Source organism: Traorella massiliensis (assembly GCF_900104665.1).
GTDB classification, from domain to species: domain Bacteria; phylum Bacillota_I; class Bacilli_A; order Erysipelotrichales; family Erysipelotrichaceae; genus Traorella; species Traorella massiliensis.
In genome coordinates, this window is the sequence record NZ_LT629968.1 from 111,328 (window position 1) to 127,216 (window position 15,889).

At 34.0% G+C, this 15,889-nt stretch carries 14 protein-coding genes; 9 read left to right on the plus strand and 5 right to left on the minus strand.

Annotated features, from left to right (window positions below):
* Nucleotides 1-132 precede the first annotated feature (132 nt).
* Entirely contained in the window at nt 133-2,772 is a 2,640-nt protein-coding gene (adhE, locus tag BQ5367_RS04985) for a bifunctional acetaldehyde-CoA/alcohol dehydrogenase (RefSeq protein ID WP_071441448.1), read from the plus strand.
* Between the two features lie 829 nt (nt 2,773-3,601).
* On the opposite strand, the gene BQ5367_RS04995 is transcribed toward adhE, so the two are convergent.
* Nucleotides 3,602-4,519: a hypothetical protein gene (locus tag BQ5367_RS04995; RefSeq protein ID WP_071441450.1), complete on the minus strand. Its 918-nt coding sequence runs from the start codon at nt 4,517-4,519 to the stop codon at nt 3,602-3,604.
* A gap of 609 nt (nt 4,520-5,128) precedes the next feature.
* On the opposite strand from BQ5367_RS04995, the gene BQ5367_RS05000 reads away from it, so the two are divergent.
* The 4 genes from BQ5367_RS05000 to BQ5367_RS05015 are packed head-to-tail and all read left to right on the plus strand — an operon-like array spanning nt 5,129 to nt 6,700.
* Complete coding sequence (locus BQ5367_RS05000; RefSeq protein ID WP_071441451.1) at nt 5,129-5,446, plus strand: PadR family transcriptional regulator; 318 nt, start codon at nt 5,129-5,131, stop codon at nt 5,444-5,446.
* Nucleotides 5,447-5,457: 11 nt separating this feature from the next.
* Entirely contained in the window at nt 5,458-5,826 is a 369-nt protein-coding gene (locus tag BQ5367_RS05005) for a DUF6120 family protein (protein WP_071441452.1), read from the plus strand.
* Between the two features lie 2 nt (nt 5,827-5,828).
* Entirely contained in the window at nt 5,829-6,215 is a 387-nt protein-coding gene (locus BQ5367_RS05010; protein WP_071441453.1) for a DUF6120 family protein, read from the plus strand.
* 23 nt (nt 6,216-6,238) lie between these two features.
* Nucleotides 6,239-6,700 carry a hypothetical protein gene (locus tag BQ5367_RS05015; protein ID WP_071441454.1) on the plus strand — a complete coding sequence of 154 codons (462 nt, stop codon included), beginning with the start codon at nt 6,239-6,241 and terminating at the stop codon, nt 6,698-6,700.
* Between the two features lie 269 nt (nt 6,701-6,969).
* Here BQ5367_RS05015 and BQ5367_RS05020 read toward each other — a convergent pair whose 3' ends face one another.
* Entirely contained in the window at nt 6,970-8,055 is a 1,086-nt protein-coding gene (locus BQ5367_RS05020; protein WP_071441455.1) for a hypothetical protein, read from the minus strand.
* 146 nt (nt 8,056-8,201) lie between these two features.
* Between BQ5367_RS05020 and BQ5367_RS05025 the strand changes: the two genes are divergently transcribed.
* Nucleotides 8,202-8,975, plus strand: coding sequence for an HAD family hydrolase (locus tag BQ5367_RS05025; RefSeq protein WP_071441456.1), 774 nt, complete (start codon nt 8,202-8,204; stop codon nt 8,973-8,975).
* A gap of 36 nt (nt 8,976-9,011) precedes the next feature.
* Here the strand turns inward: BQ5367_RS05025 and BQ5367_RS05030 are convergent, their stop codons facing one another.
* Together BQ5367_RS05030 and BQ5367_RS05035 are read right to left on the minus strand one after the other, a co-directional pair.
* Nucleotides 9,012-11,102 carry a glutamine synthetase III family protein gene (locus tag BQ5367_RS05030; protein WP_071441457.1) on the minus strand — a complete coding sequence of 697 codons (2,091 nt, stop codon included), beginning with the start codon at nt 11,100-11,102 and terminating at the stop codon, nt 9,012-9,014.
* Nucleotides 11,103-11,230: 128 nt separating this feature from the next.
* Nucleotides 11,231-11,827: a LexA family protein gene (locus tag BQ5367_RS05035; RefSeq protein ID WP_071441458.1), complete on the minus strand. Its 597-nt coding sequence runs from the start codon at nt 11,825-11,827 to the stop codon at nt 11,231-11,233.
* Between the two features lie 143 nt (nt 11,828-11,970).
* Between BQ5367_RS05035 and BQ5367_RS05040 the strand changes: the two genes are divergently transcribed.
* From BQ5367_RS05040 to BQ5367_RS05050, 3 genes are all read left to right on the plus strand, one after another.
* On the plus strand, nt 11,971-13,215 hold the full coding sequence (locus tag BQ5367_RS05040; RefSeq protein ID WP_071441459.1) for a Y-family DNA polymerase: 1,245 nt from the start codon (nt 11,971-11,973) through the stop codon (nt 13,213-13,215).
* A complete protein-coding gene (locus BQ5367_RS05045; RefSeq protein ID WP_071441460.1) occupies nt 13,215-13,454 on the plus strand; it encodes a hypothetical protein in 240 nt (79 codons plus the stop codon). The genes BQ5367_RS05040 and BQ5367_RS05045 overlap by 1 nt, the downstream gene beginning before the upstream one ends.
* Nucleotides 13,455-13,547: 93 nt before the next feature.
* Nucleotides 13,548-14,063, plus strand: coding sequence for a ferritin (locus BQ5367_RS05050; protein ID WP_071441461.1), 516 nt, complete (start codon nt 13,548-13,550; stop codon nt 14,061-14,063).
* A gap of 51 nt (nt 14,064-14,114) precedes the next feature.
* Here BQ5367_RS05050 and BQ5367_RS05055 read toward each other — a convergent pair whose 3' ends face one another.
* Entirely contained in the window at nt 14,115-15,803 is a 1,689-nt protein-coding gene (locus tag BQ5367_RS05055; protein ID WP_071441462.1) for an FAD-dependent oxidoreductase, read from the minus strand.
* Nucleotides 15,804-15,889 lie beyond the last annotated feature (86 nt).

Here is a 15,889-nt window from a genome sequence, read left to right on the forward strand (position 1 = left end):
GGGTTCATCTAGTGATGAAAAAAGAGGGGTAAACGGTTTCATTTTGGGTTATGTGAAAAAAATAACAAATAATACTTTACAAGTTCATTCACAAATGGTATCTTTTGTGTGTGAAAAAAAAGGAGAAGAAAAATGACTGAAAAAACTGAAAAGAAAGAAGAATTAAAAGAAGAAGTGAGTCCTGCTGTTCAAGAAGTGAATCGGCTTGTTGCTAACGCAGTGGAAGCTTTAGATGAATTCATGAAGCTTGATCAGGAACAGGTAGATTATATCGTTGCGAAAGCCTCTGTTGCGGCATTGGATCAGCACGGAACATTGGCAATGGCAGCTGTTGAAGAAACAGGACGTGGTGTCTTTGAAGATAAGGCAACTAAGAACCTGTTTGCGTGTGAACATGTTGTAAACAATATGCGTCATACACGTACGGTAGGTGTTATCAAAGAAGATGATGTTGAAGGTATCGTTGAAATTGCAGAACCAGTAGGTGTTGTCTGTGGTATCGTACCAACAACAAATCCAACATCAACAGCTATTTTTAAATCACTGATTTGTTTGAAGACAAGAAATCCAATTGTTTTCTCATTCCATCCAAGTGCAGTTGAATGTTCAATCATGGCAGCTCAGATCGTTTATAAGGCTGCAGTTGCTGCTGGTGCACCTAAGAACTGTATCCAGTGGATCGAGCATCCAACGATGGAAGGAACCAATGCATTGATGAACCACCCGGATGTATCAACCATTCTGGCTACTGGTGGAAATGCCATGGTACGTGCCGCTTATTCATGTGGTAAACCAGCTTTAGGTGTAGGTGCCGGAAACGTTCCTGCATATGTTGAAAAGACTTGTAATTTAAGACAGGCTGTAAATGATATCGTTTTATCAAAGGCATTTGATAATGGTATGATTTGTGCCAGTGAGCAGGCAGCTATCGTAGATAAAGAAATTTATAACGATTTCGTTAAGGAAATCAAAACATATGGCGTTTACTTTGTTAATAAAAAAGAAAAGGAAATGCTTGAAAAATATATGTTTGGAGTTACTGCCTATTCAAAAGATGTTGACAGTGCTAAGCTGAACAGTGTCATGGTAGGTAAGGATGCTACATGGATTGCTAAACAGGCTGGATTCGAAGTACCGGAAAATACAGTTATTCTATGTGCAGAATGTAAAGAAGTTGGACCAAAAGAACCTCTGACACGTGAAAAATTATCTCCGGTATTGGCTGTATTAAAAGCAAATACAACAGAAGAAGGTATGACATTAGCTGAACAGATGGTTGAATTTAACGGTTTAGGTCACTCAGCTGCTATTCATACAAAAGATGAAGCACTTGCGAAAGAATTTGGATTACGTGTAAAAGCGATCCGTGTTATCTGGAATTCACCATCAACTTTTGGTGGAATTGGAAACGTATATAATGCCTTCCTTCCTTCATTAACATTGGGATGTGGTTCTTATGGACACAACTCTGTAGGCAACAATGTTAGTGCTATTAACTTGCTGAATATCAAACGACTAGGGAGAAGAAATAACAATATGCAATGGTTCAAGGTTCCGTCAAAGATTTATTTTGAAAGAGATTCAATCAAATACTTACAGGATATGCGTGAAATGAACCGTGTATTCATCGTAACAGACCGTTCAATGGTTGATTTAGGATTCGTAAATAAAGTTACAGATCAGCTTAACCTGAGAAGAAACAAAGTTCAGTATCAGCTTTTCTGTGATGTAGAACCAGATCCTTCAATTGCAACTGTACAGCGTGGTGTAGAAGTTATGAGAAGCTTCCAGCCAGATACGATCATCGCTTTAGGTGGTGGATCAAGCATGGATGCTGCTAAGGGAATGTGGCTATTCTATGAACATCCAGAAGTTAACTTCGATGATTTGAAACAGAAATTTATCGATATCCGTAAACGTGCTTTCCGTTATCCGGAATTAGGAAAGAAAGCCAATCTGGTATGTATCCCAACAACAAGCGGTACAGGTTCAGAAGTAACACCATTCGCTGTTATTTCAGATAAGATTGCTAATAAGAAATATCCATTGGCTGACTATTCTTTAACACCAACGATTGCAATCGTAGACCCTGCATTTACAACAAACCTTCCAGCTTCTATTACAGCTGATACAGGTATGGACGTATTGACACATGCTACTGAGGCTTATGTTGCAACATTGGCAAACGACTTCACTGATGGATTATGCTTACAGGCTATTAAGATGGTATTTGAATACTTGCCAAGAGCTGTGAAGAATGGTAAGAATGATCCAGAAGCTAGAGAAAAGATGCACAATGCAAGCTGTATTGCCGGTATGGCATTCGCTAATGCATTCTTGGGTGTTAACCACTCATTAGCTCATAAGATTGGTGCTGAATTCCATGTTCCTCATGGACGTGCAAATGCAATTCTATTACCACACGTAATTCGTTATAATGGTGTAAAACCTCAGAAGAACTCTGTATGGCCAAAATATAACTACTACAAAGCTGATGAAAAATATCAGGATATTGCGAAGTTATTAGGTCTTCCAGCATCAACTCCTGCTGAAGCAGTTGAATCTTATGCTAAGGCATGTGCTGATTTAGGTGCTGAAGTAGGTATTAAGATGAACTTTGCTGATCAGAATATTGATGAAGCTACATGGAAAGCTGCTGAAAGAAAAATTGCTCTTCTGGCTTATGAAGATCAGTGTTCACCAGCTAACCCTAAACTTCCAATGATCGATGATATGATCGATATTCTTGAAAAAGCATATAAGGGTAACTAATCAAATAAAACCATCCGTTCACTATGAACAGATGGTTTTTTTATGTTTTTCTTCCTCGTATTTTGATTATTAAAATCAGAAAATATAATTAAATCGTTGTATCATGTTGTTACTATGATATATTTGAAATATTAGGTTAATCTAATTTTTTGTGTTTTTAATTAGATATATACAAATGGCGATCATATTAATTATAATTCCAGAATAAATGGTCAGAAGAGCAAATATAAAAAAGTTTTCAGTTGTAATAAATCTTTGGAATATAAATATGATGAATCCTACTGTTAGTATATAAAATGCAGTAGTTTTAAAGATAATATTGAATAAAGCGGTTTTCATAATAACTCCTTCTCTTGCATAACAGTTTCACTTGTGTAGCAGCATGATCGGAAAAGATTAAACAGTTTCATAATGAGTCATGCCGTATTTAATTTGATAATAGGATTGAACATAGGTGTATCCTGTATACCACGATCTAAAACTATTCTCTTATGATCTGAATCCTGATGCTGTATTTATCTGTGATATCATTGGTATAAAATCAAGAAATAATATAACATATATATTCATCGACATCTGTACTGTTGATTCTAGATTCTACTTTCCATAGCAATATTTATTGAATCGCCATACAAATTCAGCTAGATAGACAATCATAGAGCTGATAAAGTGCTAGTTATCTTTTTCTGGTCATAAGTCTGCACAAATCGTTTTATAAAGCTTTTATTTTTATCTATTATATAGGAACAAGGATTCATCAAATTGCACAGGAATGAACCCTTTTTGCTTTATATCATATGAGAAATGTTCCAATGTTTTCTTCTCTAAACTATCTAGTTTTTCTGATCCAATCAGAATCCCATATTGGATCATATTCTAGATCGATTGTTAAAGATAATCCAGTACCACCAGCACCAATTGAAATTCCAATAGAATCATCTAGCTGAAAAGTTTGACGCAAATATAATCCTCTTCCAGTCATTACTCGAATATTTCCAGATACTTCAGCAGAATAATATAATTCCGCTTTTGATAAAGTACCGGTTTTTTGCTGAGCACTGCTATATCTTTCAGAAGGCAAATCACAAACTAATAAAGAGGTGTTATCCATTCTTGTTGGTAATGTAATAGAGAACTCATTTCCACTACTTGGCTGATATTTTCCATAACATATTTTTGACAATGGAATATTATTTCCATCTCCAAAGACTATAGCTACTGCGATTTTATCTTTTAAATTAAACATGGGTCTTCCTATCCAAGTTGCAGTAGCCTTAGCATGTATGGACGTAGTATTTCGACTGCTATTATAATTAAAACTGGTAAGACTTAAATTGCCAATTACATAAGATGCGGCTTGAATTGTCATCTCTTCTGAACCATCATAGTTCTTAATTGCATATATTTGTGAATCTGTATAATTATAGGCTTTGAAAAAACTATCATCTTTTAGTTTTAAATCATATATTTTTTCTTTATACTTAGCGATAGAAGCAGTTAAATCATGATATTTTTCTAAAGTTTCTACATTCAAAACAGAATGTGTTTGAACAAGATCTTGTTCTAGTTCGAAATGTGCTTTTTTAAGTGCTAAATATTCGTTTTGCATATAATCATAGTAAATCACTGAATTATCAGAATTATTTGATTTATAAGTCGCATTTATGTTTAAATTTGGGAAAAAACATGATGAAAACGTAATAAAAGATACTAATGATAGATTAAATAATTTATTCTTAATAGACATTTTAATTTCCTCCAGATTAAAAATAATAGAATAAAATTCAAATTATAATAAGTAAAATTAAGTCCTGTTTTAATTGGCTTTTATTTGATTAGCCATCATTAAATGAATTTAAATGTGCTTTTCCGTATACAATTTTTAGTTTTTTATCGTTTATTACAAATTGATAACAGTCAAATATTATACTTTATCTGACCGATAAGCAAACATTGTTTTTCAAATCCATTATATTTTGACTCCTGATCTGATTACAGGTAAATAATTATTTTAGTGTATGATTTTATATGTCCATGAGTCGTCCCTCTACTAAGCTCTCTTTCTTTAGATTTGTACTATGAATGTACATTTATTTTTAGTTTCCTCATAACAGTAGCTGTCTGTTATAGGAAACGTTCTAAATAAATTTCAATACCTCTTTCATAAGTTTATCCCCTTTCTTGAAATCTGCTCTACCTTCCCATATAGTAATATTATCAGATATTACTCTTTTTGGTGTAAAGATCTTTTACAATTACATAATAATTTATAAAGTTTTATATGTCAATAGTACATATAAAAAATATGTATTGAATATAATAAAATATTATTGTATTATTCTTGTAGAGGTGGAATATGTCCAAAAGAAATAATCTATTTAAAATTGAAATGCTTCTTTTAGGTGTTTTAAAACATAGAGATTATTATGGTTATGAGCTTGCTTCTACGATAAGAGAGGTAACTGATGACGTTTTTGATGTAAAAGAAGGAGTCATGTATCCAATACTTTATCGTATGTTAGAAGAAGGATATGTATCTACCAGAGAAGAAGTTGTAAATCGCAAGGTCAGAGTTTATTATCATCTTGAAGAAAAGGGCATTCAGTATTTTGATGAGATGGTTGAAGATTATCGAAAGATGTGTGAACAGATTGAAAAGATCATTAAGTTTTAGAGGTGTATAGGATGAGTGGCAAAGAGCAATATATTCATGATATCAAGTACATTTTTCCTTTGAGGGATAAAAAGGTAAAAAAATTCATTCGTCAATTTTCAGAAAGCATCGAAGAATCAGCAAACGAAACAATGAGTTATGAAGATTATGTAGAACAGTTTGGTTCGCCTAACGAAGTAGTCGCTTCCTTTTACCATGAAAGTGATAGTGATTATTTATATCATCAGATGAATCGAAAAATAGTAGTATACTTATTATTAGGTGTGCTGGCTATATCCTTGATTTTAATAGGTGCTCAATTTCAGAATATGAAATGGGATTATCAGGTATATTATAACGATAATATCATACCTCATATTTATGTTGATCGAGAGGATTAATTATGACATACGGAAAAAAAGACTATATTAGGAAGATTAGAAAACTCTTTCCGGTATATGGAAAGAAAGAGAGACAGTTCTTAAGACAGCTGATTGATGCGATGAACAATGAAATGGATGAAACAGCTTCATATTATGATTGTAGAGATCGTTTTGGCGAACCACAGGAAATTATTGCCAATTATTATGAATCGGTGAGCTTTGATTACATAAAACAGCAGATTTGTAAACGTAATATTGTACGTAATACTTTTATTGGCATCATATCTGTAGCGGTTATTAGTTTTACAGCATGGAGAGCTTATGACTATATGGAGTTTGTGAAGAATTATCAGCCACCATGCCCAGACTGTTACTATGAAATTGAAACTTATGAAATTATCGAGTAAATAGAGATGAGAAAGGATTAAGAATGAAAAAAATAGTTTTAGGTATTTTATGTTGTTTGATGTTTGGTTTACAGATTGATACAGTTTTGGCAAACGAAGATGAAAAAATCATAATCGATTATGAAACAATCGAAGAAGGTGAATATACCATTGAAATTGAAACTTATGAGATAGAAATTGTACAAACAAGGAGTTCATCTATAAAAAAAGGTGGAAGGGATTATCATTATAAAGATAAAAATGGCAAAATTGTATGGACAGCAACACTTACAGGAACATTTGAGTATAATGGCACTACATCAAAATGTATTTCTGCTTCTGTATCAGTATCCAATGTTTCCAGTGGCTGGCAGTTATTCACAAAAAAAGCATCTACAAGCGGTAATCAAGCAAAAGCGTCTATTATAATGAGAGAAACATCTACAATGGCATTGCATCCAGTTAATTTTACTTTATCATGTTCCCCAACGGGTTCACTATATTGATAATAATAAAGGCATCTTGAACAAACAAGATGCCTTTTGTAGTATTCTAACATATAAACTCATATGGAACATGAAAAAGCAAGTATGATAGCCTGAGTTTTATATCGTTACAACGCATAGCATTATATGTATTTTCTCTATCTTCCCCTGTGAATAACTGCCTATGTTAGTATTTTCACAAAAATATAGTATCAGAAGGATATATCATTGTCAATAATACATAGAAAAAATATGTATATATTTTAATCATTAAAAAGGAAATATAGAATTTATTCTAAAGTAATTAGATAATACTCAGCAGTATTAATATCATCTGTGATACAAGCAATTAACTGATGATCATTGATTTTAAAGAAATATGCGAATTCCTGAAAAGGAAGAAGGGTCTTAGTGATAAGAAAATCATTGATTTCAATGATGCTATAAGAATATTCATCATAAGTGATAGCTTCTTTGTTTAAAAAAGTATTATCACCAAGAAAAATTTCAGCGTAAATTCTTTCACTGATATCAATATCATATTCTTTTTCATCATCGATTGTAATGATTTTAGTCAACATACGTTCACTTGTTTGCTTCTGAGTGATGATGTAGTCTTGAAGTGGTTGAAAAAAGAGTGTTGGTTCGATATAAAATGTAGAATGATTGCTTGTAAGTACCTCAAAGCCATCTTTACCTAGTATCATTTCATAAGTAGCAAAGAATGGCTGGTTTAAATGAAATTCTTTTAGATAAGAGAGAACTTCACTTTCTTTTATGTCATTGTCAATTGTATTTAATTGTATTTGATTACCTTGAGTAACCTCTGATAAGGTATAAGAGCTTTGATTATACTTCTGATATTCTAGATAAATATGACCATCCTGATGGTAAAAATCATGATATGAAAAAAAATCTATCACTTTTTTTACTTCATTTCCTGTCTCATAGTATAGAATATAACGTTCATCTTCCTTAATGATATAATAAAGACCATTTTCTGTTTTGATATATTCAATGAGCTGTGGATGGGTTATTAGAAGATTTTCAGCTTCTGTAAGTGAAAAAGAAGATAAATTAAATTCATAAAAATTTTTGAAATTCGTATAGGCAATATCTGAAGTATAATGCACATGATTTGCTTGAGCTGCTGTCAATGGAAGATGGACATAGGAGTGATTGATATAATCAATATTTAAGGTATTTTCTGATTGCACAGAAAAAAGCAGATGATTGACCGTATCGTTGTTTAGCTTATTTAAAGCATCTAAAGAAGTAATCGTGTAACCTGTTTCTTTTGTTTCGATTTCCCATGAATCTTGATGACAGCTAGTAAGTAATAAGGTTATCAGAATAATAATTATTGTTTTTTTCATATATGTTCCCTTTCCTAAATAGCTTCTACAAGTACTATATATCATATTATGCTATGATTTTCAATAGAATGGTGATTTATGTATTTGTGATAAACTGCATAGAAATCTTTACTTATATTTAGTATAATAGAGGTCGAGGTGGTTTTATGGAAAAGTTTTGTTTTTGTTTTGATATTGATGGTACTTTATATCCAAGTAACCATGTTATTTCAAAAAGAACGCTGGAAACAATTGAAAAATTGAGAGAAAAGGGTCATAAAATCGTGGTAGCTACTGGCCGTAATTTAAGTTCAGTAGAAAAGAGCGGATTGCTGGAGCAGGTTCAATTTGATGCTTTGGTACTAAATAATGGGCAGTGTGTATTAAATGATAAAGGTGAAGTAATTTATGCAAAATATATGCCTACAGATTTAGTTTGGGAAATTATTGATGTTTGTGGTACAAATGGAATCGTGTGCTCATTAGAAACGGTTAATGACTGGTTTTGTGTACAGCAGCCAAATGAGTATGTGAAAATTACTCATGATTTTTTTCGTGAAACAGCCCCTCATCAAGGAGAATATAATCCGTCTATGAAAATTATAATGGCGATGGCTTATGCTCCTAAGGGTTATGATTATACACCTTTAAAGGAAATAGAAGGTTTAAATGTTGATATTGGTAATAGCTGTTATGCTGATTTAGGACTTAAAGGATTTCATAAATATAAAGGGATTGAAAAATGTCTGGAATACTTTGATCTTACTAAGACAGTTTGTTTTGGTGATGGCAGCAATGATGTAGAGATGATTCGTCATGCGACGATTGGGATAGCGATGGGACAAAGCATAGAACAGGTGAAAGAAGTCAGTGATTTTGTGACTAAAAACTGTGATGATGATGGCATTGTTTATGCGTGTGAACATTATAAATTTATATAAAAAATGGTTTGAGTTAAATCAAACCATTTTTTAAGATTACTCTGTAAATAATAAATCAGTGTAATTTGGCATAGGCCAATTTTCTTTTGGTGTCAATGTTTCGAGTGTATCAGCGGCTTTTCTTAGATCAGCCATGCATTCTAAGATCAGTGTTGCATAAACTTTTCCTTGAGCTTCGTGTGTTGGTAATGCATCTACTTTCACATTTTCTTCTTCTAGACGTGTCATAGCTGCTACCATTTCTTTTGTTAAAGCATCCATCTTCTTTAATGTTTCAATTTCAATTGAACAATCGAAGCAGTCACATACAGCTTTTTTATTTAATATAAGATCTGTCATTTCTTTTTGTGTCTTTAAGACAGCAGGAAGAATTTGTTTTTTAGCCATATCTATCATCGTTAATGCTTCGATATGAATGATCTTGCAGTAGTTTTCAAGAAGGATTTCTTTTCTTGAGTACATTTCATCGACTGTAAAGATCTTGTGTTTTGTGAAAAGACGGATATTCTTTTCACTTGTATAATAAGGAAGAGCATCAATGGTAGTTTTTAAGTTTAATAAACCACGTTTTTCAGCTTCTTTTACCCATTCATCGGTATAACCGTTTCCAGAGAAGATGATACGTTTATGCTCTTTGATCGTTTTACGAATCAATTCATTCAGTGTTTTATTAAAGTCAGGAGCTGTTTCCAGGATATCAGCGAACTGTTGAAGTTCTTCTGCAACGATCGTATTCAACATTAAATTCGGACAGGCAATCGATAATGCCGATCCCAACATTCTAAATTCAAACTTATTACCTGTAAAAGCAAATGGTGAAGTACGGTTACGATCGGTGGTATCCTTTGGGAAGGAAGGAAGAATATCTACACCGATTTCCATGACTTTATTGAAAGTCTTGTTGTATGGAACTCCTTTTTCAATGGCTTCTAATATCGCATTGAGCTCATCTCCTAGATGGATAGAAAGGATAGCTGGCGGAGCTTCATTGGCTCCAAGACGATGATCGTTGCTTGCTGTTGCAACAGAGATCCTTAACAGATCCTGGTACTCATCAACACCTTTGATAAGGGCCGTAAGGATGAGTAAAAACTGAGCGTTTTCAGCAGGTGAATCACCGGGTTCAAGCAGATTGACACCGGTATTTGTTGACATTGACCAGTTGTTGTGCTTTCCGCTGCCATTGATACCATCAAATGGTTTTTCATGGAGCAGACAAGTAAAGTTATGCTTTTTCGCAATCTTTTTCATAAATTCCATGGTCAGCTGATTGTGATCCGTAGCAATATTGCTGGAAGTGAAAACAGGTGCTAATTCAAATTGTCTTGGTGCAACTTCTTTATGTTCTGTTTTAGCTAAAACTCCTAATTTCCATAATTCTTCATCCAGATCACGCATATAATCACTGGCTTTTTTATCCAGCATACCAAAATAATGATCATCTAATTCTTGACCTTTAGGAGGCAGGGCACCATATAATGTACGACCACAGAGCTTAAGATCTTCTCTTTGTTCATATAAGTCTTTATCTATTAAAAAGTATTCCTGTTCACAACCGACAGTTGTTGTAACACGGGTAACATCATTATGACCAAACAGTTTTAAGATACGTAATGCCTGATCATTCAATGCCTGCATAGAACGTAAGAGTGGTGTCTTCTTATCCAATGAACTTCCATCAAAAGAACAGAAAGCTGTTGGAATACAGAGTGTGTTGTCTTTGATAAAAGCATAAGAAGAAGGATCCCAGGTTGTATATCCTCTTGCTTCAAAAGTAGCTCTTAATCCGCCATTAGGAAAACTAGAAGCATCCGGTTCACCTTTGATCAGTTCTTTACCACTGAACTCGAGAATGATACCGCCATTACTATCAGGGGTAATGAAACTATCATGTTTTTCAGCAGTGATGCCCGTCATTGGCTGAAACCAGTGAGTATAATGAGTAGCTCCCTTTTCAATAGCCCAGTCTTTCATAGCATTAGCTACTGTGTTTGCGACATTTACATCTAATGTCTTACCTTCATTGATCGTAGCTTTCAGCTTTTTGTAGACATCCTTAGGCAGCTTTGAACGCATTACAGTATCGTTGAATACTAAACTGCCAAACGTTTCTTGAATTTTGGTCATAATTACCCTCCCTCTTAAATGAAAAAGGCGCTAAAATACTCCATCATATTTAGCGTCTTTGCATTTCATATGCGTATTATAGAACTATGAAAAAACATTGTCAACTATTTTTTTACTAAAATTTCCTATTAAAAGCGAACCTTATTATATAGAACTCGACCAATGATACGAACAGGCAGTTCTTCAATATCCTTTTCATTGAAATAACGATTTTCAACATTCGGATTTGCAGCTTCTAAAATAAGTAAATGATCTTTTTTAATCACTCGTTTGACAGTAGCTTCATTATCACCAATCAAAACAATGGCAATCTGACCGCTATCAACATCGCTACATGATTTTACATATAACAGATCGCCATCGCAGATACGGGCATTAACCATTGAATCTCCGCTTACTCGCAAATAAAAGTCACCTTGTCTGCTTTCATCATCACTGACTTCTTCATATCCCATGATGTTTTCTTCAGCATACATATCATACCCTGCTTTAACAATACCTAGAATAGGCTTCATCGTACTTATATTGTCTTTCCCTAAAAGATGATCAGGAGTTGTTTGCAGGATATCGGCTAGTTTTTGCAGTTTTTCAGGTGAAATTCTTTTGGTATCCCCAGCTAGCCAGCGGCATACGCTAGGACGGGAAGCTCCTGTGGCTTCCATGATATCATCTATTTTTAATTTTAACTGTTTTTTTCTTTGTTTGATAATTTGATTTTGCAGCATTTTATCACCTCTATTATATAATATCAAAAAAAAATCAAAGATGCAATACAATAATTATGAAGTAAAAAATTACCAGATAAAACATATCAAAATATATTGTAAAATGATATTGAAGATGAAATAATGAAAGCGGAGGCGGAAAGATGAAAGAGAGAGTAATTCTGCATTGTGACATTAATCATTGCTATGCCCAGATTGAAGAAATGATGGTACCAGAGCTGCGTCATGTACCAATGGCTGTAGGCGGCAGATCTGAATCCCGCCATGGAATCATCTTGGCGAAAAATGACCATGCAAAAAAATATCAGATTCAGACAGGAGAATCTTTATATGAGGCCTATCAGAAATGTAAAGATCTAGTAGTCATTCATCCTCATTATGAAGAATATCTTTATTATACTCAAAAAGTAAAAGATATTTATCATGAATATAGTGATCGAGTGGAAAGCTTTGGGTTAGATGAGGCATGGATTGATGTGAGTGAGAGCATGGCTTTATTTGGTAATGGTTTAGAAATTGCCCGTGAAATTCAACAACGGGTATGGGAAGAAATAGGTTTAAGTGTATCGATTGGTGTCAGTTTCAACAAGATTTTCGCAAAATTAGGAAGTGACATGATCAAACCTATGGGATTAGTAGAAATCAGCAGGGATGATTTTAAAGAGAAAGCATGGCAGTTGCCGGTAGGGGATCTTTTATATGTAGGCAGAGCTACTTTAAAAAAATTATCTCTTTTCGGTATTTATACGATTGGTGATTTAGCCAGGTTTGATTTAGATATATTAAAACGTCATTTAGGAAAAATGGGTGAAATTATTTATTGGTTTGCAAATGGCTATGATCAAAGTGAAGTGGCCTATATAGATACTTGTGAAGAGGTGAAATCAGTTGGCAATGGAATTACTACACCAAAAGATATGAACCATTTGCGAGAAGCTCAGAGCGTGTTTTATGTTCTTTGTGAATCAATAGCTTCACGTGCTAAAGAAATCGGTATGGCCGGCAGATGTATCAGCATTCAGCTTAGAGATACTGATTTAAAAAGCTTTACCCGTCAGAAAACATTATCTAGGGCAACGAATTTAAGTGATGAAATGATGATTGTAGTGATGGAACTATTGAGAAAAAATTATGATTTCTCTAAACCGTTAAGAAGTGTCAGTGTTTCTCTTTCCCATTTACAGCCAGAAAATGAAAAAGTACAGCTATCTTTATTTGAGGATGAAATACATCTTCAAAAACAATATCATCTTGAAAAAACGATCGATCAGATTCGTTTGCGATATGGTTTTAAAAGTATAAAGCGCTGCAGTATGCTTTTAGATAAAGAATTGAGTGATTTTGATCCAAAAAATGATCATATTATTTTTCCTGTAGGGTATTTTTAATGTTGTATAAAAGATATGTCGATGTAGTTGCGTTGATAGATAAACAGGGTAAGTTAACCCCTTTGATTTTAAGATGGGATAATGGGGTTCAATATCCGATCGATCGGATATTAGAAGTTCGTAAAGCTGTAAGTGAAGTAGGAGGTAGTGGTATATTATACCGCTGTCGTATTCAAAATCAGGAAAGAAAACTGTTTTATGAAAAAAATCGCTGGTTTATTGAGAGTACAAAACCTTAGATATGTAAATAAAACAAGGACAAATCTTTAGTAGCGTTTACATTGACAATATTTGGAAACGAGTTATACTAAAGGTAATAAGGAGGTAAAACGATGTTAAATGAAAAAGTAAGTTCTTTATTGAATGATCAGATCAATAAAGAAATGTATTCTGCCTATCTGTATCTTGATTTTGCCAACTATTATAAGAATAAAGGATTAGATGGCTATGCGAACTGGTATGAAATTCAGGCAAAAGAGGAAATGGATCATGCCATGTTATTTATGAAGTATCTACAAAATAATGACTATGAAGTGACTTTAGAAGCAATTGCTAAACCGGATAAGGTGTTAAATGATTTTGGAGATGCTTTACATGCAAGTCTTGAACATGAACGTTATGTAACTTCATTGATTTATCGTATTTATGAAGCAGCCTCTGAGGCGAAAGATTATCGGACGATGCAGTTTCTAGACTGGTTCATTGATGAGCAAGGTGAAGAAGAAAAGAATGCTACAGATATGATTACGAAATATGAATTGTTTGGAAAAGATCCAAAAAGCCTGTATATGCTTGATAATGAATACAAGTCACGTACTTATTCAGCACCTTCTTTAACGCTGGATTAATAAAAAAAAGAAAGTGAATGATTCGAAAATGATCATTCACATTTTTTTATTTTAATTGAAGTTATAGCTTGTTACAATGGGGATTCTATTTAATGTCTTATCGTTAAAATATTCATAGAGACAAACACCTAGAAAACTACCTGAAATATTATAAACATTTGTATAGCCAGCGCCTTGTAATGCCATTACTGCATTATAGCTTCTTTGACCGCTTCGACAATGCAGATAGACAGGACGATCTTTTGGAATTTCATTCATACGTTTTCTTAACTGACTAAGAGGGATATTGATAGCTGTGATAAGATGGCCATTGGCAAATTCCTGTTCTTCACGAACATCGATAATATATGCTTTAGATTCTACCAGTTCTCTTACTTTGTCCACATGTACCTGATGAAAAGCTTTTTCTAATAGATTGCCTGCGACAAGTCCTGCATAATTGACAGGATCTTTGGCTGTTGAGAAAGGTGGTGCATAACAAAGCTCAAGGTCTTTTAAATCATCGATGGTTCCATTGAATTTGATAAGTGTTGCGATCACATCAATTCTTTTTACAGCCTCACCTTTAGATATTGCTTGAGCTCCCAGCACTCTTCCGGTAGGTATTTCAAAAAGCAGTTTTAGATGCAATGGATAGCTTTGAGGCATGATCCCCACTTTATCTTGGGGAATGATATAGACAGAATCATAGCTGAATCCTAAAGCCTCACATTGGGCAGCATTTAATCCTGTACAGGCAGCCTGATAGTCAAATACCTGAATGCAGCTAGAACCGATATAACCATGATTTCTTACAGAGCGGCCATAGATATGATCGGCAGCCGCACGTGCCTGTTTCTGAGCAGGACCGGCAAGTGAGAGCATCATTGGCTGATGAGTTAAAGCGTTGAATACCTCAATGGCATCACCTACAGCATAGATATCTGGATCACTTGTACAGTAATTAGCATCTACTTGAATCGCACCTCTCTCATTGAGTGAAAGTCCGGCATTTTTCGCAAGCAAAGTATCAGGACGTACCCCAAGAGCTAAGATAACCGCTTCACTTTCAACAGTTTTTCCTGATTCCAGAAGTACATTGGATCCTTCAAAACCAATGGCTCTATCGTTTAGTATCAGATTGACTCCCTTATCCATCATTTCCTTATGAAGGATCTGAACCATGTCATCATCATATGTACGTAATATCTGAGGCATTGCTTCAATGAGTGATACTTCATATCCGGCATGAATTAAGTTCTCACATACTTCAACACCAATAAACCCACCGCCAAGAACAGCGGTTTTTCTTATCTTATGTTCTTTTAGAAAAGCATATAATTTTGATACATCCGCAACATTTTTAACGATAAAAGTGTGAGCCTGATCAATTCCTTTTATATTCGGAATGATAGCGCTGGCTCCAGGTGCAAGAATCAGCTTATCATAATCTTCTTCAAACTCTTCATTATTAATTAGATTTTTTACTTTGACTTTTTTTTCATCTTTTTCGATTGAAATCACTTCATGATTCAAACGTGCCTGAATATTATATTGATGAGCAAATTTTTCAGGTGTCATCATGATTAGTTTTTGATCACTATTGACGCAATCACTTAAACGATAGGGAAGTGCACAATTTGAAAAAGAGACATGAGGTCCTTTCTCAAACATGATGATCTGTGCCTGTTCATCAAGACGTCTTATACGGGCAGCAGTACTAGCACCGCCTGCAACACCGCCAACAACTACAATTTTCACTTCATTTCCTCCTTAAAATCTTAAGCTTTTTTGTATTTTAATTATATTCTAAAGAAAAATAACGTGTCAACGGAAATACCCATTAA

Excerpts from the sequence above, each read along its gene's own strand:
- BQ5367_RS05000 (WP_071441451.1), top strand. The coding sequence starts at position 5,129 with ATGTCCAAAAGAAATAATCTATTTAAAATTGAAATGCTTCTTTTAGGT.
- adhE (WP_071441448.1), top strand. The coding sequence starts at position 133 with ATGACTGAAAAAACTGAAAAGAAAGAAGAATTAAAAGAAGAAGTGAGT.
- BQ5367_RS05030 (WP_071441457.1), bottom strand. The coding sequence starts at position 11,102 with ATGACCAAAATTCAAGAAACGTTTGGCAGTTTAGTATTCAACGATACT.
- BQ5367_RS05035 (WP_071441458.1), bottom strand. The coding sequence starts at position 11,827 with ATGCTGCAAAATCAAATTATCAAACAAAGAAAAAAACAGTTAAAATTA.
- BQ5367_RS05040 (WP_071441459.1), top strand. The coding sequence starts at position 11,971 with ATGAAAGAGAGAGTAATTCTGCATTGTGACATTAATCATTGCTATGCC.
- BQ5367_RS04995 (WP_071441450.1), bottom strand. The coding sequence starts at position 4,519 with ATGTCTATTAAGAATAAATTATTTAATCTATCATTAGTATCTTTTATT.
- BQ5367_RS05005 (WP_071441452.1), top strand. The coding sequence starts at position 5,458 with ATGAGTGGCAAAGAGCAATATATTCATGATATCAAGTACATTTTTCCT.
- BQ5367_RS05050 (WP_071441461.1), top strand. The coding sequence starts at position 13,548 with ATGTTAAATGAAAAAGTAAGTTCTTTATTGAATGATCAGATCAATAAA.
- BQ5367_RS05015 (WP_071441454.1), top strand. The coding sequence starts at position 6,239 with ATGAAAAAAATAGTTTTAGGTATTTTATGTTGTTTGATGTTTGGTTTA.
- BQ5367_RS05010 (WP_071441453.1), top strand. The coding sequence starts at position 5,829 with ATGACATACGGAAAAAAAGACTATATTAGGAAGATTAGAAAACTCTTT.
- BQ5367_RS05045 (WP_071441460.1), top strand. The coding sequence starts at position 13,215 with ATGTTGTATAAAAGATATGTCGATGTAGTTGCGTTGATAGATAAACAG.
- BQ5367_RS05020 (WP_071441455.1), bottom strand. The coding sequence starts at position 8,055 with ATGAAAAAAACAATAATTATTATTCTGATAACCTTATTACTTACTAGC.
- BQ5367_RS05025 (WP_071441456.1), top strand. The coding sequence starts at position 8,202 with ATGGAAAAGTTTTGTTTTTGTTTTGATATTGATGGTACTTTATATCCA.